Origin of the sequence: Hymenobacter sp. CRA2, assembly GCF_002007105.1 — a bacterium.
Classification (GTDB): Bacteria; Bacteroidota; Bacteroidia; order Cytophagales; family Hymenobacteraceae; genus Solirubrum.
On record NZ_MVBC01000003.1, the window covers coordinates 305,482 to 329,199 of the forward strand.

20 protein-coding genes are annotated in these 23,718 nt (G+C 64.6%); 11 read left to right on the forward strand and 9 right to left on the reverse strand.

The window, feature by feature from the left end; all coding sequences use genetic code 11:
- Positions 1-36: 36 nt before the first annotated feature.
- The 5 genes from B0919_RS07625 to B0919_RS07645 all read right to left on the reverse strand — a co-directional run bounded on the left by B0919_RS07625 (position 37) and on the right by B0919_RS07645 (position 6,424).
- Positions 37-2,472, reverse strand: a complete 2,436-nt coding sequence (locus tag B0919_RS07625; RefSeq protein WP_078011638.1) for an alpha/beta hydrolase family protein — start codon at positions 2,470-2,472, stop codon at positions 37-39.
- A gap of 234 nt (positions 2,473-2,706) precedes the next feature.
- Complete coding sequence (locus B0919_RS07630; protein WP_078011639.1) at positions 2,707-3,408, reverse strand: hypothetical protein; 702 nt, start codon at positions 3,406-3,408, stop codon at positions 2,707-2,709.
- Positions 3,408-4,169 (reverse strand): LVIVD repeat-containing protein, encoded by a 762-nt coding sequence (locus tag B0919_RS07635; RefSeq protein ID WP_078011640.1) that lies wholly within the window; start codon positions 4,167-4,169, stop codon positions 3,408-3,410. The genes B0919_RS07630 and B0919_RS07635 overlap by 1 nt, the downstream gene beginning before the upstream one ends.
- 6 nt (positions 4,170-4,175) lie before the next feature.
- Positions 4,176-4,694, reverse strand: coding sequence for a hypothetical protein (locus B0919_RS07640; RefSeq protein ID WP_078011641.1), 519 nt, complete (start codon positions 4,692-4,694; stop codon positions 4,176-4,178).
- 407 nt (positions 4,695-5,101) lie between these two features.
- The gene (locus B0919_RS07645; RefSeq protein WP_078011642.1) at positions 5,102-6,424 is read right to left on the reverse strand and encodes a serine hydrolase; all 1,323 of its coding nucleotides are present in this window, start codon (positions 6,422-6,424) and stop codon (positions 5,102-5,104) included.
- Between the two features lie 182 nt (positions 6,425-6,606).
- Between B0919_RS07645 and B0919_RS07650 the strand changes: the two genes are divergently transcribed.
- From B0919_RS07650 to B0919_RS07680, 7 genes are all read left to right on the forward strand, one after another.
- Positions 6,607-7,056 (forward strand): MarR family winged helix-turn-helix transcriptional regulator, encoded by a 450-nt coding sequence (locus B0919_RS07650; RefSeq protein ID WP_078011643.1) that lies wholly within the window; start codon positions 6,607-6,609, stop codon positions 7,054-7,056.
- 34 nt (positions 7,057-7,090) lie between these two features.
- Positions 7,091-7,540, forward strand: coding sequence for an organic hydroperoxide resistance protein (locus tag B0919_RS07655; RefSeq protein ID WP_217701008.1), 450 nt, complete (start codon positions 7,091-7,093; stop codon positions 7,538-7,540).
- A 77-nt stretch (positions 7,541-7,617) separates the two neighbouring features.
- Positions 7,618-8,625 (forward strand): NADP-dependent oxidoreductase, encoded by a 1,008-nt coding sequence (locus tag B0919_RS07660; RefSeq protein WP_217701012.1) that lies wholly within the window; start codon positions 7,618-7,620, stop codon positions 8,623-8,625.
- 322 nt (positions 8,626-8,947) lie between these two features.
- Complete coding sequence (locus B0919_RS07665) at positions 8,948-9,358, forward strand: hypothetical protein (RefSeq protein ID WP_078011645.1); 411 nt, start codon at positions 8,948-8,950, stop codon at positions 9,356-9,358.
- 129 nt (positions 9,359-9,487) lie between these two features.
- Positions 9,488-13,957 (forward strand): CusA/CzcA family heavy metal efflux RND transporter, encoded by a 4,470-nt coding sequence (locus tag B0919_RS07670; RefSeq protein WP_078011646.1) that lies wholly within the window; start codon positions 9,488-9,490, stop codon positions 13,955-13,957.
- A gap of 334 nt (positions 13,958-14,291) precedes the next feature.
- A complete protein-coding gene (locus B0919_RS07675) occupies positions 14,292-15,473 on the forward strand; it encodes an efflux RND transporter periplasmic adaptor subunit (RefSeq protein WP_078011647.1) in 1,182 nt (393 codons plus the stop codon).
- Between the two features lie 292 nt (positions 15,474-15,765).
- Positions 15,766-16,695: a glutamate--tRNA ligase family protein gene (locus tag B0919_RS07680; RefSeq protein ID WP_078011648.1), complete on the forward strand. Its 930-nt coding sequence runs from the start codon at positions 15,766-15,768 to the stop codon at positions 16,693-16,695.
- On the opposite strand, the gene nfi is transcribed toward B0919_RS07680, so the two are convergent.
- Positions 16,676-17,365, reverse strand: a complete 690-nt coding sequence (gene nfi, locus B0919_RS07685; RefSeq protein ID WP_078011649.1) for a deoxyribonuclease V — start codon at positions 17,363-17,365, stop codon at positions 16,676-16,678. The two genes, B0919_RS07680 and nfi, sit on opposite strands and share 20 nt — an antisense overlap.
- A 212-nt stretch (positions 17,366-17,577) precedes the next feature.
- Positions 17,578-19,155, reverse strand: a complete 1,578-nt coding sequence (locus B0919_RS07690; RefSeq protein WP_078011650.1) for a serine hydrolase — start codon at positions 19,153-19,155, stop codon at positions 17,578-17,580.
- 271 nt (positions 19,156-19,426) lie between these two features.
- Between B0919_RS07690 and B0919_RS07695 the strand changes: the two genes are divergently transcribed.
- The 3 genes from B0919_RS07695 (at position 19,427) to B0919_RS07705 (ending at position 21,403) form a co-directional block, all read left to right on the forward strand.
- Entirely contained in the window at positions 19,427-20,074 is a 648-nt protein-coding gene (locus B0919_RS07695; RefSeq protein ID WP_078011651.1) for a dienelactone hydrolase family protein, read from the forward strand.
- Between the two features lie 92 nt (positions 20,075-20,166).
- A complete protein-coding gene (locus B0919_RS07700) occupies positions 20,167-20,742 on the forward strand; it encodes a DUF1990 family protein (protein WP_078011652.1) in 576 nt (191 codons plus the stop codon).
- A complete protein-coding gene (locus tag B0919_RS07705) occupies positions 20,729-21,403 on the forward strand; it encodes a DUF1990 domain-containing protein (protein WP_078011653.1) in 675 nt (224 codons plus the stop codon). The genes B0919_RS07700 and B0919_RS07705 overlap by 14 nt, the downstream gene beginning before the upstream one ends.
- A gap of 161 nt (positions 21,404-21,564) precedes the next feature.
- On the opposite strand, the gene B0919_RS07710 is transcribed toward B0919_RS07705, so the two are convergent.
- Positions 21,565-21,867, reverse strand: coding sequence for a DUF3817 domain-containing protein (locus B0919_RS07710; protein ID WP_078011654.1), 303 nt, complete (start codon positions 21,865-21,867; stop codon positions 21,565-21,567).
- Positions 21,868-21,969: 102 nt separating this feature from the next.
- On the opposite strand from B0919_RS07710, the gene B0919_RS07715 reads away from it, so the two are divergent.
- Positions 21,970-23,013, forward strand: coding sequence for an NAD(P)-dependent alcohol dehydrogenase (locus tag B0919_RS07715; protein WP_078011655.1), 1,044 nt, complete (start codon positions 21,970-21,972; stop codon positions 23,011-23,013).
- Between the two features lie 175 nt (positions 23,014-23,188).
- On the opposite strand, the gene B0919_RS07720 is transcribed toward B0919_RS07715, so the two are convergent.
- Positions 23,189-23,704 carry a hypothetical protein gene (locus B0919_RS07720; protein WP_078011656.1) on the reverse strand — a complete coding sequence of 172 codons (516 nt, stop codon included), beginning with the start codon at positions 23,702-23,704 and terminating at the stop codon, positions 23,189-23,191.
- Positions 23,705-23,718: the final 14 nt, after the last annotated feature.

Here is a 23,718-nt window from a genome sequence, read left to right on the forward strand (position 1 = left end):
GACTGATACAGGGCTTTTTTGTTGACTTAGCAGCACTTAGTTAGCAGCGGCCGCCGTGGCTGGCGACTTCACGTACTTGTCGAGCCAAGCGTTCATCTCCCACAGCATGTGCATGATGTTCTCGCGGGCAGCGTAGCCGTGCGACTCAAACGGCAGCACCACGTAACGGGCGGTGGCACCGTTGCCTTTCAGGGCGTTGTAGAACCGCTCGCTCTGGATAGGGAAGGTCCCCGAGTTGTTGTCCAGCTCGCCGTGGATCAGCAGAATCGGCGTTTTGATCTTGTCGGCGAAGTTGAACGGCGACATGGCGTTGTACACCTCCGGGGCCTGCCAGTAGGTACGCTCCTCGCCCTGGAAGCCGAAGGGCGTCAGCGTGCGGTTATAAGCGCCGCTGCGCGCAATGCCGGCCTTAAATAGCGAAGAATGCGCCAGCAGGTTGGCCGTCATGAAGGCCCCGTAGGAGTGACCCATCACGGCTACGCGGTTCGGATCGACCACGCCGAGGCGCTTGCCCTCGTCGATGGCGGCCTTGGCGCTGCTCACCAGCTGCTCGGTGTAAGTGTCGTTGGGCTCCTTGGTGCCCTCGCCCACTATCGGAATGCTGGCGCCTTGCAGTACGGCGTAGCCCTGCGTCACCCAGAAAATGGGCGAGCCGTAGCCCACGCGGGTAAAGGTGTAGGGCGAACCCGACACCTGGCCGGCGTTGCTCTTATCCTTAAACTCCACCGGGTAGGCTTCCATCAGCGTGGGCAGCGGGCCGTCGGTGGGCTTGTAGTTCAGGGGCAGGTAGAGGTTGGCCGTCAGGTCCACGCCGTCGGCGCGCTTGTAGTGCAGCACCTGCTTCTTGAAAGAGCCGCCGAAAGCCGCGTACGGGTTCGGGAACTTGGTGATGGCCGTGAGCTTGCCGCTCCGGTCGCGCACGTAGTAGTTCGGGTTCTGGTCCGGTGATTCGCGGCGCGTGAGCAGGCGGTGCTTGTCGGCGTCGAGAATAGCCAGGGGCACTTCGTAGAACGGCGCGTCGGAGCGCCACCAGCGCGTGGTTTTCTTGGTGGCCAGGTCCAGCTCATCCACGAAGGGCCGGTCGCCCTCGGGCGAAGCGCCCTGGCCCAAGAAGTAGATGCTTTTGCTCAGCCCGTCGGTCAGCAGCACCTGCTTGCCTTGCGCGTTGCGGTGGGTGTAGGCCTCGCCCGGGTCGTTGTACTTATCCTGCGACGAACGCTCGAACAGAATCGACAGCGAAGGCAACGCACTCGGCGTCACGCGCCAGGTGATTTCCTTGCGGTCGGCCCAGCGCGAGCCGTAAATCAGCGCCACCGAGCTATTGCCCCAGGTGATGCCGTTGAAGCGCAGGGGTAGAGCCGCGAGTTCTTCGGCCGTGCCATTGAAGGGCGCCGATAGTGTAAATATCTTGTCGTGGATGGCGACTTCGGCTTTGGGGTCGCCGCCGTCCTGGGCTTCTACCCAGTAGAGCGTAGCGGGCAGGTCGGCGCGCCAGCCGTGGCTGCGCTGCCCGGTGGGCACCGCGTCAAAGGCCGTGGGCACGTTGTCGGCCAGGGGCAGGTCGGCCAGCATCTTCACCGGGTCGCCGGTGGTCAGGTCGAATACCTCCACGCGCACGGGGAAGCTGCTCACCGGCAAGGTGTAGGAGAAAGGGCGGTGGCGCGTCTTCACCAGCAGGTAGCGGCCGTTGGGCGAGGGCACCGCCGACTGAATCAGGCCGGGCTGGCTGATGGGCTGCAGCTTGCCGTCGAGGTTCACCTTCACCATCTGGCAGTTGGCGTAGTACTCGAACAGCCGCTCGTCGATCTGGTTTTTCAGCAGGTCCTGGTAGGTGCGGGCGCCGGCCTTGCGGCCTACGTTTTCCTGCACCACCGGGCCGCTGGGGGCCGCCGTAGTGCTCGGGGCCGCGCCGCGACCGGCCACCAGGGCCCGTACCACCAGCGTTTGGTTGTCGGGCAGCCACTCGAAGGGCGTACCGAACACCGAGTTCAGCGACACGCCGGCAATGCGCCGGGCCGCAAACGTATTGATGTCGACTACCCACAGCTCCGTGCGGCCTTCGGCGCCGGTGGCGTTGGCAATGGACAGGGCCAGCTTGCTATTGTCGGGCGACCAGACAACTTCGTTGATGAGGGCCTGGTTGGGCAGGTTCAGTACTGCCATGTCCTTGCCATCTTCCAAGCGGCGCAGCATCAGACCCGTGGCGTAGCTGATACGGCTCTGCGTATTCAGGCGCGGGTTGATGCGCAGCCCGGCCAGGCGCAGCTCGGGCTGCGAGAGTTCGGCTACCGTCGGCATGGATTGCTGAGCCAGCAACGCCATCCATTTGCCGTCCGAGGAAAGGCTAAAGCGCGGGGTCAGGGGCGCATCTACCAGGTCGGCAATGGCTTTGGGCGGAGTCTGGTAGGTTACGTCCTGGGCCTGGGCAACGGCCGACAGGCTCAGCAAACCTGCGAGTATAAAGTGTTTCATGCAACTGAACTATGCTAGCGTCAATTCGTGCGGCACCACAAATATACTAAGCAATTGGGCAGTACTACCAAACCTTAAATTGTGTGAAGGCAGTACGGCCCGCACCGAAGCACTGGGAAGCGCGTCGGTTCAGGGGCAAACGAACGGGTTGATTATCAGATAAGAATTGCCCAGTGCGTCAGAAAGCTTATTTGACGCGCTACGGCAGGGGTAATTGTATTTAGCTATGATGTTTTAGAATGCTATGCCCAGTTTGAAGCCGGCGGGTAAGTAAAGGCCGCGCGCGGCGTAATCAAACGAGGAGGAGCGGTAGCGGCTTTCCGGAAAAGCCGAGCGGAAGGAGGACTGCCGCCAGCCCAGTCCCACGTAAAAATCGAGGAACAGCGGACCGATGTCGAGCGGGCCCTGGTAGCCGGCCACCGCGGCCGCACCGTAACGGGTGATGGTTTCGTTATAAGGTACCGGGCCTTTTTGCAGGTAGTACAGGCCATTATCGGCCAGCAGGTTCTGCCAGCCATCGGCCTGAAAAGTCATCTTGAACCGTTGCAGCTGTGGCCCGGCGCCCACGTAGAAGCCCGTTAGGGGCGTTGGGTCGGCCCCGGTCAGATACACGCGGTACAGCAGCTCGGCACCGTAGCCGCGCACCCGTTCGTCGGGCTGCACCTCGCGGCGGACGCCGAACTCCGTGACCGAGCCGCGGTAAGCCTGCAGCGTAAGGCCCAGGCTGGTACGGGGATGGGCCGGCAACACCCGTTCGATTTCTGCGTGGTAGCCGCGCACCAAAGGCTGAAACGCGTTGAGCTTCACCACCCACGTGCGCGCCTGCTTGGGGGCAGGCGTAGCGGCCGGTATGAGCTGCTGCGCCCGGCTTGGGCTGATCAGCGTTGCGTTGAGCAGGAACCCGGCGGCCCAACCAATAGCGTAGACCGGGCGCATCAGCGGGGCGTGACGGGTAGCACGCTCAGCAGGCTCAGCGTGTGGTTGAGGTAGCGGTACTGGTACAGGCCGGCGCTGCCGATAACGAACACGCTGCCCTGATAGGGAATCACGTCGTAGGCCTCAATCTGGAAATAGTCGCGCTGGGTGAGCTGCGGCGTTTGGGTCTTGTCGAACACCTTCAGCCCGTTGTCGCACACGAAAAGGCGGGCGCTATCCACGCCCAGGCCATAGGGCTGCTGCAAGGGGTAGGATTGAGCCAGCCGCGGCTGCGACAGATCCTGCAAATCCACCACCTGCAACTGGTTGCCGCCACCGCCGCAGGGCCGGCCCGAGCGCAGGGTGATATAGGCGTAGCGGCCGTCGACCACCACCGGGTCGCAGCTGACGGCGTGCTGGTAGTACCCCAGCTGGCGCGGCGCCCGCGGGTTCGCCGTATCGTAGATGTACATGCCCGCCTGCGTGCCGATAAACAGGTAGCCGCTCTCGGGGTAGATAGTTTCGATGCCGACGCCCAGCGACGTGGTATTGATCAGCTGCGGTCCGTTGGTGGAGGCCGTGGGCGTAAGATCAAACACGCGCAGATTTTGGTTGTCCACCGCGTAGAGCATGTTGCCCAGGATGGCGAAGCGCGACATAGAGCCGGCTCGGCCCGAATCGGTCATGCGCGGGCTGACGTCGGCGCTGGAGCAGGCGCCCAACAGCAGGGCCAGCAGCAGGGCGGCGCAGCCGCGCCGGAATAAGGCGAATGGGAGTGCCATGGCTGCTTAGGGGTTGACTTTTTGCCAGCCGACCACAATGGCGTCGGCCGGGCGGTTGTCGGGCTGGTAACCGGCTTCGATGGTGGCCTGCTCGGGCGGGGCCAGCTCGGGAAACACGTTGCGCAGGCGACTCACCACGCGCACCTGGGTGGGGTTGCTCAGGTCGAGCGTCACCAGATCCACCGCGTTGTCGGCGTAGAGCAGGTTGCCGCGCATGGAAATGTCCAAGCTGCCCGGAATGCGCAGAAATCCGATGTTGCGCGGCTGCGTTGGGTCTTGGTTGTCGATGATGTGAATGCCCTCGTACCGCTCGTTGATAAAAGCGTACTGGCCTTTCAGGTACATTTTGCCGGGGTTGTGAATGCCCTGCGCGGGCACCAGCGCCACGGCTTGCTCCAGGTTGGCCCGCGCCATCAGCAGCGGGCGGTAGACCGGCAGCTCGGTCTGCGGTTCGATTTCGATGTAGCAACCTGATAGGCTCAGCAGTAAGCTACAGGCAGCCAGCAAAGCGTAGCGGTTGGGCATAGAGAGAAGGGTAAGGAGTACGCCCGCTGCCAAGAGCTGCGGGCGTAAGCAGGAGCCCGCCGCAATAGAAATAGTTGCAAGCCGCAGCCCGTGTATAGCGAAATAACTACTGGCCCAGGCGCACGAGTTGTGCGGGCGGTACGGGCGGATGAAAAACAAAAAAGCCCCTCCGTACCGGCGGAGGGGCCACTCTTGCGAAGTGATATATCACTAATTAGCTAGGAAGACCGAAAACGAGTCAGGCGAACGTAGGCGGCTGGGAAAGAGCTAAGAAGTAGTAATGTGAGCGGGTAATGAGAGCTTGCGTTAGCAAAGTAACGGCGCTCAAAAAGCATCGGCAATCCGTGTCCGTACGGGTTTTTCGGGAGGGCAGACTGTGGCTAGCACGGATATGGTCGGCCAGCAGCCTAATGGAGCACGCGCCGGGTGGTCAGCAGGCGACCTTGCGGGTCAAAAATCTGCAGAGAAAAGGCCCCTGCGGGCAGCGCGTGTAGATCGAGTGAAGTTTCCGGGCCGGCAGCGAAACCCTCGCGTACCGGGCGGCCCAGCACATCTAGCAGGCGCAGGCGAGCGGCGGGTATGGAGGCCGGCAGGCGTACCGTGAGCCGGTCAGGAGCCGGCACGGGGTATACCGCTACACCAGCGGCGGCAGACAGGGTGGCTGCCAGCGGGCGGCACTGAATCGTGGCCATCAGCCGGCGCCACAGCTCCATATCGAAGGAAGACAGCGCTAGGTGCGACTGGCCGGCGGAGTTGCCCATGCGCACTACCACTAGGCCCAGGCTCGGCACCACGTAGATCTTCTGGTCGTTTTTGCCGAGGGCCGCAAACATATCGGCGGGGGCCGAGGGCACGAGCGGGCCGGGCAGCACCAGCTGCGTCTGGGGCAGCATGTAGCTCGGCTGGCCGTTGAGCCACCACAGGTAGCCGTAGCTGCGGTTAAGCGCCTGCGAGGGGTGCGTCATCTGACGGAAGTAGGCCGTGTCGCGCAGTACGGGCGTGCCGTTCCAGCTGCCGCGGGCCAGCATCAGCAGCCCGAAACGGGCGGCGTCGCGGGTGCGGCTGTAGTACACGTCGCCCGCCCATGCCCCGCCCATGCCGATGATATTGCCCAGCTTTTGGTTGGTGTACTGGTTCATTGTCAGGCCCGAGGCGGCTGCCAGCAGCGGTTGCAGCTTGCGGTAGGGGCCGGTGTGGTAGGCCCAGCGCGCACCGGCATCGGTGCGGTAGAGCAGGCACGCGGCGTTGGTGCTTTCGTTGTCGCAGGGTGCGGGCGGGGTGTCGTCGAGGCCCGCAGTCATGGTGAGCAGGTGCCGCACGGTGATGAGCCGCTCCTTGGCCGGTGGCGCCGCAGTCCAGCCCCGACCCAGGAAGCGCGACGCCGAATCGGAGAGGCTGAGCAGACCGTCCTGCCGGGCAATACCGACAAGCGTACTGGTAAGTGACTTGCCGGCCGAGGCCCAGTACCAGAGCGAGTCGCGGGTGAAGCTGCCGTAGTACTGCTCCACCACGAGGCGGCCGTCCTTGAGCACCACGAAGCTCTTGGTGTGCTGGCGGCCGAGGTAGGCCAGCAGCGAATCGAGCTGGGGCTGGCACCAACCCTGGCTCTGGGGTGTGACGCTAGCCCAGGTAGCGGTGTTGCTGGTGGGCGGAAAATACAGGGGCGCGGTTTGGGCACGGGCCGTTGTCAGCAGGCCTAGCAGCGCGCAGCAGAGTAACAGGTATTTCATAGAAGGCAGCAATGTGTTGCTTGGAGGCCGAAGTACCAGCTGAGTTTAGCTGGTATAGTCTTTTTTATATGTAAGCAGCTAGAAAATATGGCTGAGGGTCAACAGGTTGGTGTATTGTGTAAAATTTAATTGTGTGCAATCGAACATTCCGCTCATACATTTGCTTCTGCTTACCGAAAGCCATGAACAAGCCTGCTAACACCGCCGTCATCGAAGCTCTGAAGCTGGAAAACCAGCTGTGCTTCCCGCTGTACGCCGTGTCGCGGCAGTTTACCAAGGCCTACCAGCCCTACCTGCAGGAGATGGGCCTGACCTACCCGCAGTACCTGGTGCTGCTGCTGCTCTGGGAGCACGGCGAGCTGACGGTGAAGGAGCTGGGCGACCGGCTGCTGCTCGATTCGGGCACGCTCACGCCCTTGCTCAAGCGCATGGAGCAGAAGCAGTGGCTCAGTCGCCGCCGCGACCCGCGCGACGAGCGGTCCGTCATTATCGGGCTGCTGCCCGCGGGGCAGGCCCTGCAGGAAGGTGCCCGCTGCATACCCGAGCAGCTGGCGGAAAAGCTGCAGCTCACCCCCACCGAATTCGAGGCGCTCCGCGCCCAACTCAACCGCATTCTAACCCTGCTTTCCTAATTCCGGGAAGGCTTCACTAAACTTCTCTGCCGCGATGAAAATCGAGAAAGTGTACACGGCCCAAGCCCACGTAAAAGGCGGCCGCAACGGTCAGGTAACCAGCCAGGACAACGCCCTGACCCTGGAGCTGAGCACGCCCAAAGCCATGGGCGGCATGGGCAAGGAAGGCGCCACCAACCCCGAGCAGCTGTTTGCCGCCGGCTACGCCGCTTGCTTTGAAGGCGCCCTGGGCGTAGCTGCCCGTCAGGCCAAAGTAACCCTGAAGGACGTGACCATCGAAAGCTTCGTGCACTTCGGCAAGGCGGAGGATGGCGGTTTCGGCATCGCCGCCGACCTGCACGTGAACATCCCCGGCGTGGAGCAGCAGCAAGCCCAGGAGCTGGTGGAAGCTGCCCACCAGATCTGCCCGTACTCGCGCGCTACCCGCGGCAACATTGAGGTGAACCTGTTCGCCACCAACAACGAAGCTCAACCCGCAGCCTAGTTTGACAGTTTAGCAAGGGAGCCGCTCCGCACGCCGGGGCGGCTCCCTTGTTTTTGCTCACTTACCACCCAATGACCATGACTTCCCGCACCATTCTACTTGACCACCGCCCGCAGGGCCAGCCTACCGCCGAGACGTTTCGCTTCATCAGCTCCGACGTAGCGCAGCCGGGCGAGGGCGAAGTGCTACTCAAAACGCTCTACGTATCCGTGGACCCCTACATGCGCGGCCGCATGAACGAGGGCAAGTCCTACGTGCCGCCGTTTGAGGTGGGCCAGCCCATCAGCGGGGGCGCGGTGGCGCAGGTGGTGGAAAGCCGCAACGAGCAGTTGCCGGTGGGCACGGTGGTGGTCGGCAACCTGGCGTGGAGCGAATACCAGGTAGCCCCGGCCAAGGGCCTGCAGGCGGTGCCCCGGGATGCGGCGCCGCTGAGCTACTACCTCGGCTTGCTGGGCATGCCGGGCCTGACGGCGTACTTCGGCCTGCTCGATATCTGCCAGCCCAAAGCCGGCGAAACCGTGGTGGTATCCGGGGCGGCCGGGGCGGTGGGCTCGGTGGTGGGCCAGTTGGCCAGGCTGCACGGCGCCCGCGTGGTGGGCACGGCCGGTTCGGCCGAAAAAGTGGCTTACCTGAAAGACGAGCTGGGCTTCGACGAGGCCATCAACTACAAAACCGACGACGTGGCCGCCGCGCTGGCCCAGGCCTGCCCCGACGGCGTGGACTGCTACTTCGACAACGTGGGCGGCGCCGTGACCGATGCCGTGTACGACCTGCTCAACAAGCACGCCCGCATTGCGCTCTGCGGCCAGATTTCGTCCTACAACGCCACCGAAGCGCCTGTGGGGCCGCGTCCCGAGCCCAAGCTGCTCAAGACGAGCACGCTGCTCAAGGGCTTTATCGTGGGCGACTACTACAAGCGCTGGCCCGAAGGCACGCGCGCCCTGACGCAGTGGCTGCAACAGGGCCAGCTGAAGTTTGAGGAAACCGTGACGGAAGGCTTCGAGCAGATTCCGCAGGCATTCCTGGGTTTGTTCAGCGGCGAGAATACCGGCAAAGCCGTGGTGAAAGTGGCTGACCCTGAGTAGCTGCTTGGCGTCGTGCCGAACGAAGCCGAAGCAATTCGCTTCGCTGAACGGCCCAAACAGAACGCCATGTCGAGCTTGTCGAGACATCTCGCTCGGGTGGTAACTTCCTCGTTGGACAGCATAGGTTGCTATCCAGCATCAGCACGCGAGATGCCTCGGCTGCGCTCGACATGACGTTCTAAGACGAGCTAATACGAGTCGTTCAGCGAAGCAGTAGAGGCTCTTCGGCTGCATTTACCAAGACATTCCGCTTTTCCGCAGAAGCCTTACCCGCAATACGCTGCTCGCCGGTGCGGCAACGCGGCGTATCTTTGTCCTTGAGATGACGAAGCAGTTGGCCATAACGCTCCTAAGCCTGCACCTGTTTGTGGTGGGCTTGTTGCCCGCCGGCAATGCGGTGGAGCTGGTCAAGCTGCCTGTGCTCATCAGCCACTACCAGCAGCAACACCCCACCAACTCGGTGTGGCGCTTCCTGTACGACCACTACGCTGGCCGCCACAACCAGGAGCACCAGCGCGACCATGAGGCCCTGCCGCTGCACTGCTGCCAGCATACGGCGCCGGCCATGGCGCTGCCGCCGGTGTTGCGCCTGGTGCTACCGCTCCAGCCCCCCGTGTTCGACGAAGCGCAGTGCTACGGCGGTGAGTACGTGGCCTCGGCCCCGCGCGGCATTTCGCGCCCCTGCTTTCAGCCCCCGCGCACCCCGCTCGTTCTTCCCACGAGCCGGGCGTAGGCCAGCGGCCGGGCTTGGGCGGCGCGTGCGCGGCACTGAAGCAGCGCATCCCGTTACGAGTACAGTTGGCATTTCCTGAACGCGGCTGCTTTCCCTTGGCGGGAAGCCAGTGGCCGCCTGTGGAATTCCATGTTCAATAAGCTGATACTGCTCAGCCTCCGGCACAAGCTGGGGGTGGGCATCGGCGTAGCGGCCCTGCTGGTGTGGGGCCTGTACGCCCTGCGGCACCTGCCCATCGACGCGGTGCCGGACATTACCAACAACCAGGTCATCGTCTACACCGTGTCGCCCTCCCTGAGTGCGGCCGACGTGGAGCGGCTTGTCACCTTCCCGGTGGAGCAGAGCGTGGCCACCATCCCCGGCCGGCAGGACGTGCGCTCCTTTTCGCGCGCCGGGTTGTCGGTGGTTACCATCGTGTTCGGCGACGACATCGACAACTACTGGGCCCGCCAGCAGGTGGCCGAGCGGCTGCGCACGGCCGAGTCGCAGATACCGCCGGGACTGGGTCAGCCCGAAATGGGACCGGCCACCACCGGCCTGGGCGAGATTTATCAGTACACCATCCGCGTCAAGAAGGGCTTCGAGAAGAAGTACACGCTGGCCGAGCTGCGCACCCTGCAGGACTGGGTGGTGCGCCGGCAGTTGCTGGGCACGCCCGGTGTAGCCGATGTGTCGTCGTTTGGCGGCTATCAGCGGCAGTATGAGGTGGCCGTGGAGCCAGCGCGGCTGCGCAGCCAGGGCCTCACGGTGGCTGATCTGCAGCAGGCCCTGAACCGCAACAACGGCAACGCTGGCGGTGGCTACCTCACGCGCGGCCCGCAGTCATGGTTTATCCGCACCGAAGGACTGGCGCAGTCCGAGGCCGACATCGGGCGGGCGGTGGTGCGGCCAGCAGCGCCTGGGCGCGGGCCCATTCTCATCCGCGACGTAGCCACGGTGCGCGCTGGGGCTGCCCCGCGCTACGGGGCCATGACGCGCAACCACGTGGGCGAAACCGTAGGCGGGCTGGTGCTGATGCTGCGCGGGGCCAACTCCTCGGAAGTGGTGCAAGCCGTGAAGGACAAGATGGCCGCCATCGAAAAGACGCTGCCGCCGGGCCTGGAAATCCGCCCCTTCCTCGACCGCACCAAGCTGGTGGATCAGGCCATTCACACCGTCGCCAAAAACTTGGCCGAAGGCGCGCTCATCGTGATTTTCGTGCTGGTGCTCTTCCTCGGCAACCTGCGCGCCGGCTTGGTGGTGGCCTCGGTGATTCCGCTGGCCATGCTCTTTGCCATCGGCATGATGCACGTGTTCGGCGTGTCGGGCAACCTGATGAGCCTCGGCGCCATCGACTTCGGCCTGATCGTGGACGGGGCGGTAATTATCGTGGAAGCTACCATGCACCGGCTGGCCACGCGCTTCGGGCAGGCGCACGGCGCGGGCGAAATCGTGCTGACCAACGAAGACCCCACGCCCGAGGAAATGGACGACGAGGTGTACGACGCGGCCTCGCGCATTCAGCAGTCGGCTACGTTCGGGCAGTTCATCATCCTGATGGTGTATCTGCCCATTCTGGCCCTCACCGGCATCGAAGGCAAGATGTTCCGGCCCATGGCCGAAACGGTGGCCTTCGCCATCCTGGGCGCCTTTATCCTCTCGCTGACCTATGTGCCGGTGATGTCGTCGCTGGTGCTGCGCAAGGGCGTGCACGGCGGCTGGTCGGATAAGGTGCTGGCCCGGCTGGCGGCCCACTACCGCGCCCTGATTGTGCGCGTGCTGCAAGTGCCGCGGCTGGTGTTGAGCGCCGCCGTGCTGCTGCTGGTGGGCGCGGCCCTGCTGCTAAGCACCTTGGGCGGCGAGTTTATCCCCACGCTGGAAGAAGGCGACTTTGCGGTGGAAACGCGGGTGCTGCCCGGTTCCTCCATCGACTACACCATCAAGCAAGCCCAGCAGGCCTCGGACCTGCTCAAGGAGAAATTTCCCGAAGTGAAGGAAGTCGTGGCCAAAATCGGCTCCTCGGAAATACCCGTCGACCCCATGCCCCTGGAAGCCTGCGACCTGATTATCGTGCTGAAAGACCGCGCGGAATGGACGTCGGCTGGCAACCGCGAGGAGCTGGCCGCGCGCATGTCGGAGGCCTTGCGGGTGCTGCCGGGCGTCACGTTTGGCTTTCAGCAACCTATTCAGATGCGCTTCAACGAGCTGATCAGCGGGGCGCGGCAGGACGTGGTGGTGAAGATTTACGGCGAAGACCTTGACCAGCTGGCCGGCTACGCCCGCCGCGTGGGCCAGCTGGTGCGCGAGGTGCCCGGTGCCACCGACTTGTACGTGGAGCAGGCCACCGGCCTCGCGCAAATAGTGGTGCGGCCCGACCGGGAGCGGCTGGCCCAGTACGGCCTGAGCGTGGACGACCTCAACCAGAGCATTGCCGCCGCCTTTGCCGGTGCCGGGGCGGGGCAGGTGTTCGAAGGCGACCGGCGCTTCGACCTGGTGGTGCGCCTGGCCGAGCAGTACCGCCACGACATCCAGCAGGTGCGCGCCCTGAACGTGCCGCTGCCCGGCGCGGGCGGACAAGTGCCGCTGGAGCAGGTGGCGCAGGTGGAGTACCTCGTCGGCCCCAGCCAGATTCAGCGCGACAACGCCCAGCGCCGCATCACGGTGGGCTTCAACGTGCGCGGCCGCGATGTGGAGCGCGTGGTGGAAGAAGTGCAGGCTCTGGTAAGCCAGCACGTCAAGCTCGGCACGGGCTACACCGTCACCTACGGCGGGCAGTTCGAAAACCTGCGGCAGGCCAATGCCCGCCTGGGCGTAGCTGTGCCCGTGGCGTTGCTCATGATTTTCGGGCTGCTCTACCTCACGTTCGGTTCGCTGAAGCAAGCGGTGCTCATCTTCACGGCTATTCCGCTGGCCGCCGTGGGTGGCGTGTTGGCTTTGTGGTTGCGCGGATTGCCGTTCAGCATTTCGGCCGGCGTGGGCTTTATTGCTCTGTTTGGCGTGGCCGTGCTCAACGGCATTGTGCTGCTCAGTTCCTTCAACCAGCTGCGCGACGCGGGCGTGCGTGACCTGCGCGAGCGGGTGCTGCGCGGCACCGAGGAACGCCTGCGCCCGGTGCTGATGACGGCCACCGTGGCTTCGCTGGGCTTCCTGCCGATGGCCCTGGCTGGCACGGCCGGCGCCGAAGTGCAGCGCCCTCTGGCTACCGTCGTTATCGGCGGGCTGCTGACGGCCACGCTGCTCACGCTGCTGGTGCTGCCGGTGCTGTATTACCTGAGCGAGTCGGAAGCCGGCTTCTGGCGCACCTTGCTGGGCCGCGCGCCGCACCCGGTTACGGTGGCGGCGGTAGGAGCGGGGCTGCTGCTGCTGCCCCGGCTGACTTCGGCCCAAACGCCCGCGCCGGATGCCACGCTGGCGCCGCTGACCGCCACCTCGGCCGTGCAAACGGCGCTGGGGCGCAGCGGCGACGTGCAGGCCGCTTCGTACGAGCAGGCGGCGCGGTCGGCTTTGCGCGGGGCGGTGTGGGAGCTGCCGCGCACCACGCTGCAGGCGGGCTACGGGCAGTTCAACTCTCCCTACGCCGATAACCAGTTTTCCATTGCCCAGCCGCTGCCCGGCCTCGGCCGCTACCGCGCCCTGGTAGGGCTGAGCAGCGCCCAGCTGGCCGTGGCCGAATCGGACCTGGCCGTGCGCCGGGCGGCCCTGCGGCGGCAGGTGCGCCTGAGCTACCAGCAGGCCGTGCACGCCCGACACCGCTTGCATCTGCTACGGGCGCAGGACAGCCTGAGCCGCGAGTTTCGACGCTCGGCCGAGGTGCGGTTCCGTACCGGCGAAGCCGCCCGCATCGAGCCGGCTACGGCCCTGGTGCAGCAGGGTGAAACCCGCTTGGCTATGGCCCGCACGCGTACGGAGCTAACGACGGCGCAGCGGCAGCTACAGGGGTTGCTGCAACTGCCCGCCCCGCCCGCCGTAGCCGACAGCCTGCTGCAGCCCTTGGTACTGCCCGCTGAGCTGACGGCCCTGCTAGGCGAGCTGCCCGCTCCGCCCGCTGACACCGCCAACCTTGCCGATCCTACCGCGCAGCTGCTGGCCCGCCAGGCTGCCGAGCGCCGCGCCGAAGTGGTGGTGCAGCAGCGCAGTCGCCGGCCCGAGCTGGGCCTGACTTACCTGAACCAGTCGTTGCGCGGCAATATTCAGTACAAGGGCGAGGAGCGCTTTTACGGCGTCGGCAACCGCTTTCACGCCGGGCAGCTCAGCCTGAGCCTGCCGCTGCTCACGCGCCCCTACAAAGCCCGCGAAGAGGCCGCCCGCCTACAGGCCCTGGCCGCCGAGGCTGCCTACCGCCGCCGCGTGGCCGAGGTAGCCGCTACCCAATCGGCGCTGCTCAGCCAGTTGCGGGAACAGCAGGAGCGCATGGCTTTCTACCAGCAAACTGGCCTGCCGCAGGCCGCCCTGATTCTGCGTCTGGCCAGCAAAGGTTGGCGCGCAGGCGAAATGCCCTTTGCCGAGTACCTGCTGCACGCCGAGCGCGCCCAGCGCCTGCGCACCGATTACCTCGACGCCGTGCTGGCCTACAACCAGACGGTGCTCGAAGTAGAATACCTACTCGGCCGCACCGACTAGGTGCCCGCCCGAACGCGCTGCTCTCCTGTCCGAACCACCCGCTGCCCCGCCCGAAGCTTCTCCCGGCGCGTCCGAAGCACCTTCCCGTCCCTCCGAAGCTTCTTCCCGGGTGTCCGAAGCCTCTTCTCGCCTTTCCGAAGTGCCTTCTCGCGTGTCCGAAGCGCCTTCCGCCCCTCCCGAAGTCTTTCCGGTAGATCAGTCAGTAGGGGCTTCGGACGCGGCGGGCGCTTCGGCCCGGGCTGGGGCGGCTTTAACCGGGGCGCAAGCCTGGTCTCGGCTTCCTTTTTCTGCGGGCGTCCTGCCTGCCCACGCTTTTGTTGATTTCTTTCCGTCGATGCTCTCCTTTTCGAAGCCTTTGTTTCCACTGGCGGTGCTGACCGCCTTATCCGCCTGCCAGTCGGCCCCGGCCGAGAAGCCGGCTGCCGAAGTCACCGCTGCCGCGCCGGCGGCACCCAATGAAGTACGCCTTTCGGCCGACGAGCTGCGTGTGGCCGGCGTGCGCACCGGCCGCGTCAGCTACGAAGCCGCGGCTGGCCTGCTGCGCGTCAATGGCTCCCTGGAAGCCCCGCCGCAAAGCTTAGTGGTGCTCAGTGCTCCGCTCGGCGGCTACATCGAGCGGCTGCCGCTGCTGCCTGGCGCGCACGTGCAGCGGGGCGAGGCCGTGGCTGTGGTACGTAACCCCGAGTTTATTCAGGTGCAGCAGGATTACCGCCAAGTGCTGAGTCAGCTGGAGTACGCCCGCACGGATATGGAACGGCAGCGCGAGCTGGTGCGCGAGGAAGTGGCGCCGGCCAAAAACCTGCAGCGCGCCGAAGCTGATTACCGCAGTCTGCAAGCCCAGCGCGACGCTCTGGCCGCGCGCCTGCGCCTGGCTGGCCTGCCGGTGCGCGCCAGCGGTGCTATGGCTAGCACCGCCGAGCTGCGCGCGCCCATCAGCGGCTTTGTGCGGCACGTGCGCGCCACCACGGGCCAGACGGTTTCCGCCACCGACCCCGTGGCCGAGCTGGTCGACCCCACCCACCTGCACGTGGAGCTGACGGTGTTTGAGAAGGATGCCCCGCGCCTGCAAGTGGGTCAACGCATCCGCTTCACGCTGGCGTCCGATTCGGCAGGCAAGGAGCACACCGGTCGCATTACGCTGGTCAGCCGCTCCGTCGACCCGGAGGCGCGCACCGTGAGCGTGCACGCCCACCCCGACGAGGAAGACAACCCGGCCTTGCTGCCCGGTATGTTCGTGCGAGCCTTGGTGGAAACGCAGGCCGCCGCGGGGCGCACCGCGCCCGTGCTACCCGAAGCCGCCGTGGTCGACTACGAGGGCCGGAGCTTCATTTTTGTGCAGCCCGCTCCCGGCGCAACTCACTACCGCATGGTGGAAGTACGCCGCGGTGGGGCCGTGGAAAACGGGCTAGTTCCCGTGGTACTGCCCGCCAGCATCACTGCCCAAACGTTGGTAGTAACCGATGGCGCATACAGCCTGCTCGGCAAGCTGAAGAATACTTCGGAAGCAGAGGAATAATGCAGCCCGGGGTATGCTCCGCAATACTTTTGAGGAGTACGACGGCACCACCCCGCTGTCATTGCGAGGAGGCACGACGAAGCAATCGGTTTTGGTTTGTAGGTACGCCGATAAAACAAGCACCGCCCGAAACTAGCATCTGCGGTTTCGGGCGGTGCTTGTTTTTAGTTGCTGCCAGTGTTGGCGTTGTGCCGCGAGAGGAACGATTGCCGCGCTTCGCTCGCAATGACTGCCGGTGCTACCGCTCGTTTGCAGCGACGACAGCCCGCGCGTTCGGTCGTAAGTTCGAACCATGAATCAGCTCATTGCCGCTGCCGTGCCAGCCCGGCCGACGGCCCCGCTGGTAGGCCGCCTCGCGCCCACGCCCAGCGGTTACTTGCACCTGGGCAACGCCGTCAACTTCGTGCTGACCTGGCTGCTGGTGCGCCGCAGCGGCGGCCAGCTGCACCTGCGCATCGACGACCTGGACCGCAACCGCCTCCGCCGACCCTATCTGGAGAGTATCTTCCGCACCATCGAGTGGCTGGGCCTTGATTACGACCACGGCCCCAGCGGCCCCGACGACTTCCTGCGCCACCACTCGCAGCTGCTGCACCTGCCCGAATACAACACGCTGCTGCGCCGCCTGCGCCTGCGCGCCGGCTTGCTGCACGCCAGCACCCGCTCCCGCACCCAAGACGCGGAAGTGCCCGCCGACCTGGATACGCCTGGCGTGGCATGGCGCACCCCAGTGCCCCCAAATACGGAAATCAGTTTCGCCGATGCCTGGCAGGGCCCGGTGAGCGTCGCCCTGGACCGCGCCATGCCCGATTTCGTGCTGCGCAAGAAAGACGCGGTAGCGGCGTATCAGCTAGCCAGCATTGCCGACGACCTGCGCCTCGGTACCACCCTTATCGTGCGGGGGCTAGACTTGCTGCCAAGTACCGCCGCGCAGCTCTGGCTAGCCCGGCAACTGCCCGAAACAGCCGCGTTCAACGCCGACCGCATACAGTTCCTGCACCACCCGCTGCTGCCAGGGGCCGACGGCCGCAAGCTCAGCAAGTCGCAGCAACAGCCGCTGGACCGCGGCATCATGGGCGCCGCCGCTGGTCCGCGCCCGGTATACGAGGCGGTGGCGCAGCTGCTCGGGCTGCCGGCGGCCGATGGGGAGTCATTTGCTAGGCTGCGCGACAAGGTGGCGAAAGCGGCTGGAGCTAAGCCGCTCAGCGTACCTCTTTCTTGAACTGCTCGGCCCAGTGGTCGGCCAGGCGCGTAGGCTCGGGTAGCTTGTAGCCGCGGGTGCAGTGCCAGGCCAAGGCCGTAGCCGTGTCTTGGTCCATGCGGTTCCCGGGGCTGACAAATACTGGTTTTACGCGTTCCTTGGTGCGCAATACTTCCCCGATAAGCTCGCCGGTTTTCTTATCGGTGAGCGGGGCCGTGCTGCCCGGTGCTGCCTCCGGTTCGGGGTGCTGGCCGGTCAGCACCTGCTTGGCTACGCCGAAGCTGGGCTTGTCGAGCAAGATGCCGATATGGGCGGCAATGCCCATGCGGCGCGGGTGCGCGTAGCCGTGGCCGTCTACCATCAGCACGTCGGGCTGGTGTTGCAGCTTGGCAAAGGCGTGCACGAGGTTGGGCGCTTCGCGGAAGGAGAGGAAGCCGGGCACGTACGGCATGTCCACCGGGCCGTAGTTGTACACCTTCTCCACCAGCTCCAGCTCCGGAAACCGGAGCACCACGATGACAGAAAGAATGGTGTCTTCCGTTGGAAACGACGAATCCAGGCCGGCAATCAGCTTAGGCGGGTGCGCCAGCGGCTCCAGGCGCTGCTGCTGGCGCATGTCGTGTTGCTGCTGGGTGAGCGTGCGGACGAGCTCGGGGTCGGCGGGCGGGTGGTAGGGACGGTAGTAGGCCATGGGGGAGGCAGGCGGGTGGGTGTGCCGGGCTATACGCAGGGCGCGGGCGGCGCGGCTACTATTTGCCCCAACGCAAGCGACGCGGCGGCTTAAGCGAGGTAATCTACGTTGAGCAGCGGGCGAAAATGATCTGCTAGAATGACCAGCCCCTAACATGGCAAGGGCCAGCTACTTTTCAAGCAGCTGGCCCTTGCTGTCATTCCAGATTCAGCCTACGAATTCACCCGGCTGAACACGTACGGGTCTTGGTCGATACCATCATTTACGCGGAGCTCCACCGCTTTCACCTGCCCCTCGGCCACGGTGAAAGTAGCCGGGTAGATGCCGTAGGCAAGGTTAGAGTAGGTGGTGCGGAACTGCTGCCCGTCCATATAATCCAGCGTGCCGATAAGCTGCGGATGGTGGCTGAAGTGCACCAGCAGCTGCTTGCCCTTCGCTTCGATGGTCACGGGGCCGTACACCGGGTGCGTGTACTGGCCGGCGTAGGCTTTCAGGGCCAGCTCGGGCTTGCCCTTTTTGGCCACGCGGGCCGCCAGCTTCTCGATGTCGGCCTTGGTTTCGGCGTAGCCGGGGGCGCTGCGCTGCCACAGCTGGCGGCTGCGGTCGAGGTAGGGCATGTCCAGGTAGGCGTCGAGCAGCTGGTAGCGCAGCGCCTCGAAGAAGCTCTGCGTGTCCTGGTTGGTGAGCACCGCAATACCCAGGTTTTCCTCCGGCACGAAGCAGGTGTTGGTCACGTAACCGTTGGCGCCGCCCGTGTGCCAGAACACCTGCCTGCCGTTGTAATCGGCGGCGAATACGCCCAGGCCGTAGGTGCGGAAGTGCTCCGGCAGGATGGGCGACTTGCGCGCCGATACCGCCGTGTTGGCGTCGCGGGTGCGGCGCAGGGCCGCCGCGGGCAGCACTTCTTTGCCCTGGTACTTGCCGTTGTCGAGCTGAAACTGCAGCCACTTCGCTAGGTCATTCACACACGACACCATGCTGGCCGCCGGGCCGAGGTTGTCTACCTGGTCGAAGGGTAGCACGGCCAGCGGGCCGTAGGCGTTGGAGTAGGGCAGGGCAATGTTGGGGCGCTGCCCAAAGCCCGCCGTCAGCATGTAGGTGTTCGACATGCCCAGCGGCTTGAGTAGCGTTTGCTCCACGTAGCTTTCCCACGAGGTGCCGCCCGTTACGGCCGGAATCACCTGCCCGGCGGCCAGAAAGCCCGCGTTGCAGTAGCCGTAGTCCTGCCGAAAAGGCGTCACGGGTTTCAGCAGCCGCATGTGGTCGATGATTTCCTGCCGGGAAAAGTTGCTGTCCCAAAAGGCAAAGTCGCCTTGGAAGGTCTTGGTGCCGAGGTGGTGCCCCAGCAGGTCGCGCACCGTCACCAGCTGGGAGCTGATGGGGTCGTAGAGCTGAAAGCCGGGCAGGTATTTGCTGGCTGGGTCATTTAGCGAAAGTTTGCCTTGCTGCTCCAGGGCCGCCAGCGCCGTGCCGGTAAACAGCTTGGAGTTCGAGGCAATCATGAACAGCGTGTTGCCGTCCACGGGCTCGGGCCGGCCCACGGCGCGCACGCCGTAGCCCTTGCTGACCACCACCTGGCCATCTTTCACCACCACCACAGCCAGACCCGGAATCTGCCACAGGCGTAGGCCGCGCTTCACGTACTGGTCGAGGCTATCGGCCACAAACTGGTTGCCAGCGGCGGCGGTAGCGGTGGGCGAGGAGTGAGCTAGTGCCGCCACGGGCAGCAGGGCGGTCAGGGCGGCAGCGGACAAGCCGCGCAACAACCGGCGGAAAGGGAAACGTTGCATCAACGAGGCAAGCGAAAAAAGAACAGAAGCAAAAGGACACGGCCGCTGGGTCGACCGTTGCGGGACCGGGGCAGTAAAGGCCGCGAGCGGACGGCGAAGGCTGCATCCACCGGCACAGCGGAAGATAGTATGAGGGCAAGGTAATTCAGGCAAAAGTAGTAGGCGAACCTGCTTTTAGCCAATAACATCGGGCGAGCCGGCACAAAGCCAACGCAATACACCACATTTGCGTAAGCACTCTGCCGCGTTTTCGCCTTTTCGCATCCCGGTTATGCTCCCCTCTATTGCTCCCAGGCCCGTACGCCTGGAGCTTCCCTTCGCCACCTTGCCCGGCGAGCTGGTCATACCCGCGTTAGCGCCTGGTATTGTGGTTTTTGTGCACGGCAACGGCAGTTCCCGCCTTAGCCCACGCAATCAGTATGTGGCCCGCCGCCTGCAGCAAGCCGGTTTTGGTACTTTGCTGCTCGATCTGCTCACCCCCGAGGAGGACAACGCCTTCGAAGCCCGCTTCGACCTGGACCTGCTCACGCGCCGCCTGCTTGGCGCGGCCAGTTGGCTGCGCCGCGAGCAGCGCCTGCACGATTTGCGGTTAGGCTTTTTTGGGGCCAGCACCGGCGCTGCCCCGGCCCTGAACGCCGCTGCCGAGTTGGGCAGCCACGTAGGCGCCGTGATTTTGCGCGGTGGCCGCCCCGACCTTGCCCTGCCCGCCACGCTGGGCCGTGTGCAGGCCTCCACCTTGCTGATCGTGGGTGGGCAGGACTGGCCCGTGATGGGGCCCAACGAGCAGGCCCTGCAAACGCTTACCGGACCCAAGCAGCTGTGCGTGGTGCCCGGCGCCAGCCACTTGTTTGAGGAACCCGGCACCCTGGCCGAAGTCGGCGACCTGGCGGTGAGCTGGTGCCAGCAGCACCTGGCGTAGCCTCGGGGCCGACTAAGCCAACCTAGCCAGCGGCGGGCACGTTTGCAGCAGCAGCGTCGCCCTCCCTCACCACCCCCGGCGGCGCGGTTTACATGAGTCAGGACGTTCAATCCGCCGAAGAAGGCGCCGGCCCGTTTACCGAACGGCGCTACTACATCGACGTGGCCCGGCCCAAGGAGGCCGCGCCGGCGCTGATGCACCGCATTCAGTGCCACATCGAAGAGTTTTCCCCCAACCTGTTGGCTGACTTCCACAAGGCCAAGGGCGAGGAGCACCAGCTGCGCATCGGCGACGAGTTTCACATCAAGATTCTCGGGCCGTGGAATGGCTCGGTGCGCGTGACGGAAGTAGCCGATCAGCACTTCGAGCTGTGCACCCTGGAAGGCCACCCCGAGGCCGGTACCATCCGCTTCTCGCTGCGCCAGCTGCCCAACAAAGCCGATACCCTGCGCTTCGAAATCCGCTCCCGGGCCCGCTCCCGCGACGGGCTGGTGGCGTTTGCCTACAGCACCCTGGGCGTGGGCAAGCAGGTGCAGGAGCAGACCTGGGTCACCTTTTGCCAGCGCGTAGCCGAGGCCAGCGGCGGCGAAATCCTGGGCCCGGTGCAGGTAGAAACCACGGAGCACGAAGCCTCCGGCAAGCACACCGAACGCCATGAACGCGACTAGCCCCGCCACTGCTACCGCTCCGCCCCTCTGGCAGCGCTACAAAACCCAGCTCGACGCCTACAGCAAAGCCCAAATCAACTACGACCTGGACCGTGTGAGCGAGTACACGGCCGCCGCCGGCTGGCGCCTCGACGATTACCACACCCTGCTGCCTACCGAGCCGCCCGGTCCGCCCGTGGCCGGCGGCAGCTTCGAGGCGGCCAAGCAGGTGCTGCTGAACTACTCCTTCCCGCCGCCCGACCTGATTACCGGCATTTTCGTGCCCGATCAGCCCCTGGCCGAGCGTGTGATGCTGCTGCGGGCGCACTTCCTGTTCTTCACCTTCTGGTTTGGGGTGCGCATCGGCGGCGTGACGGACGAGCAGCGCGACTCACCCGACGGCCCCGAGCAGGTGTGGGGCTACAACTACCGCACCCTGAAAGGCCACTTCGAAAAGGGGCAGATTACCTTCACCATCCACAAAAACCTGCGCACCGGCAAGGTGAAGTTTCAGGTGCAAGCCTACTCCCAGCCCGACCGCATCAGCAACCCGTTTTACCGCATCGGCTTCAAGCTGTTCGGCCGCTCATTGCAGCGCCGGTTTGCCCGCGGCTCCATGCAGCGCATGCGCGAGCAAGTAGTGGCACAGCTGCGGCAGGGCAAGGTGGCTAAGCCCGCATAGGCACGGCGAAAAAAGAACGTCATTCCGAGCGCAGCCGAGGAATCTCGCGTGTTTAGCCAGATAGTTAGCTTCTCGTGGAACGAGCAAATTGCTACCTGACGTCAGCACGCAAGATTCCTCGGCTAGGCTCGGAATGACGTTCTGAGGATCTGAAAAAAGCCTTACTCAGGCCGAAACAGCCGCTTATCGGCCCAGAACGTGCCCAGTGGCACCAGCGAGGCGGCAAAGCCCAGCGCCGCTTTGCGGAAGGACCAGCTGTACTCGATGGTGGAAATGATGAGCAGCAGCACGTAGAGCACGAAGAGCAGGCCGTGGGCCATACCTACGGCGCGCACGGCTTCGGGCTGGCCGAAAAGGTACTTCAGCGGCATGGCAATGCCCAGTAGCACCAGAAACGACAAGCCTTCGAGAAAACCAACCAGGCGCAGGCGGCCCAGCGAAGAAGAAAACAGACGAAACAGCATCGGCGTACCAACAAAAACCTTCGCAGCAAAGTTACCACCATCCACCGCCGCGGTAGCCGCCCGCGGCGGTGATATTTGTCATCCCTTCTTCAAGCAACTCCCATGAGTGAAACCAAAGCTTACGCGGCTCCTTCCGCCACCGAGCCCCTCGGCCCCTTTCAGCTAGACCGCCGCGCCCCCGGCCCGCACGACGTGCAAATCGAAGTACTGTACTGCGGCGTGTGCCACTCCGACGTGCACCAGGCCCGCGACGAGTGGGGCGGCTCGACCTTCCCCATGGTGCCCGGCCACGAAATCGTGGGCCGCGTGACCGAAGTGGGCGGCCAGGTAAACAAGTTCAAGACCGGCGACCTGGTGGGCGTGGGCTGCATGGTGGATACCTGCCGCACCTGCCCCAACTGTCAGCAGGGCCTGGAGCAGTACTGCGAGACGCACATCAGCTTCACCTACAACAGCACCCTGCAGGACCGCCAGACGCGCACCTACGGCGGCTATTCCAAGCAGCTGGTGGTCGACGAAAACTACGTGCTGCGCGTGTCGGATAAGCTGCCGCTGGAAGGCGTAGCACCGCTGCTTTGCGCCGGTATTACCACCTACTCGCCGCTGCGCACCTGGGGCGTCGGCCCCGGCAAACGCGTGGGTGTGGTGGGCCTGGGCGGTCTGGGCCACATGGCCGTAAAGCTGGCCGCCGCCATGGGCGCCGAAGTGACCGTGCTCAGCACCTCGCCCTCCAAGGAAGCCGACGCCAAAGTCCTGGGCGCCCACCGCTTCGTGGTAACCAAGGACCCGGAGGTGCTCAAGCAGGAGCGCAACTACTTCGACCTGATCATCAATACCGTCGGCTCGAATATGGACCTGAATCAGTACCTGCTACTGCTGCGCCTCGACGGCACGATGGTGATGGTGGGCCTGCCGCCCGAAGCCCCGCAAATCGGCATCTTTCCGCTGGTGGGCCAGCGCCGTCGCCTAGCCGGCTCGCACATCGGCGGCATTGCCGAAACGCAGGAAATGCTGGATTTCTGCGCCGAGCACAATATCGTGTCCGATGTGGAAGTCATTCCCATCGACTACATCAACGAGGCCTACGAGCGGATGCTGCGCAGCGACGTGAAGTACCGCTTTGTGATTGATCTGGCCACGCTGTAAGGCATCATAGCAAGAACAGAGTAGTAAAAACGCCTGTCATCCTGAGCGGAACGCGAAGGACCTTATCACACCAGAACGAGTCGTAACAATGATGGTCGTTCATGGGTGGTAAAGTCCTTCCTTCGGCAGGATGACAGGCGTTCTTGCAGCTACTAGTGCTAGTTAGCAGGAGGGTTTACCGCACTTCGTACGGAAAGCGGAAGCTGCCCTCAAATGTCATCTTCTTGGCGTTGCGCGGGGCGCTGGTGGAGCACACCACCGCCCGAAAAGTGCCCGTCAGCACGTGCTGCTTGGTATCCACGGCCGTGACGCGTACCTCGCCGTCGTTGACGCCGCAGGCCATGGATTCGGCGGTGGTTTCGCCCACGCGGTAAGTGGCCTCGCGCACGTGGGCGCTCAGGATTTCCTTGAAACGGTACACCTGCGGCACGGGCTTGAACTCGTCCACCAGGATGGTCAGGCCGGGGTCGTCGGGGGCATCGGCCCGAATCAGGTTCAGCGTGAGCACCTTGCCCGCACCCGACGACGCTTCGATGCGCGAATAAGTGGTATCAACGAGCACCGGGGCGCCGTTGAGGCGCAGGGTGAGGTGGTGGGGCAGGGGAGGGACTTGCCGCGGGTAGCTGGCAGCGGCGGTGAGGGTCAGCAACCCCAGAAAAGCGGGCAGACGGAAGCGGCACAGGGACTTCATGCAGGTAAGCGGCC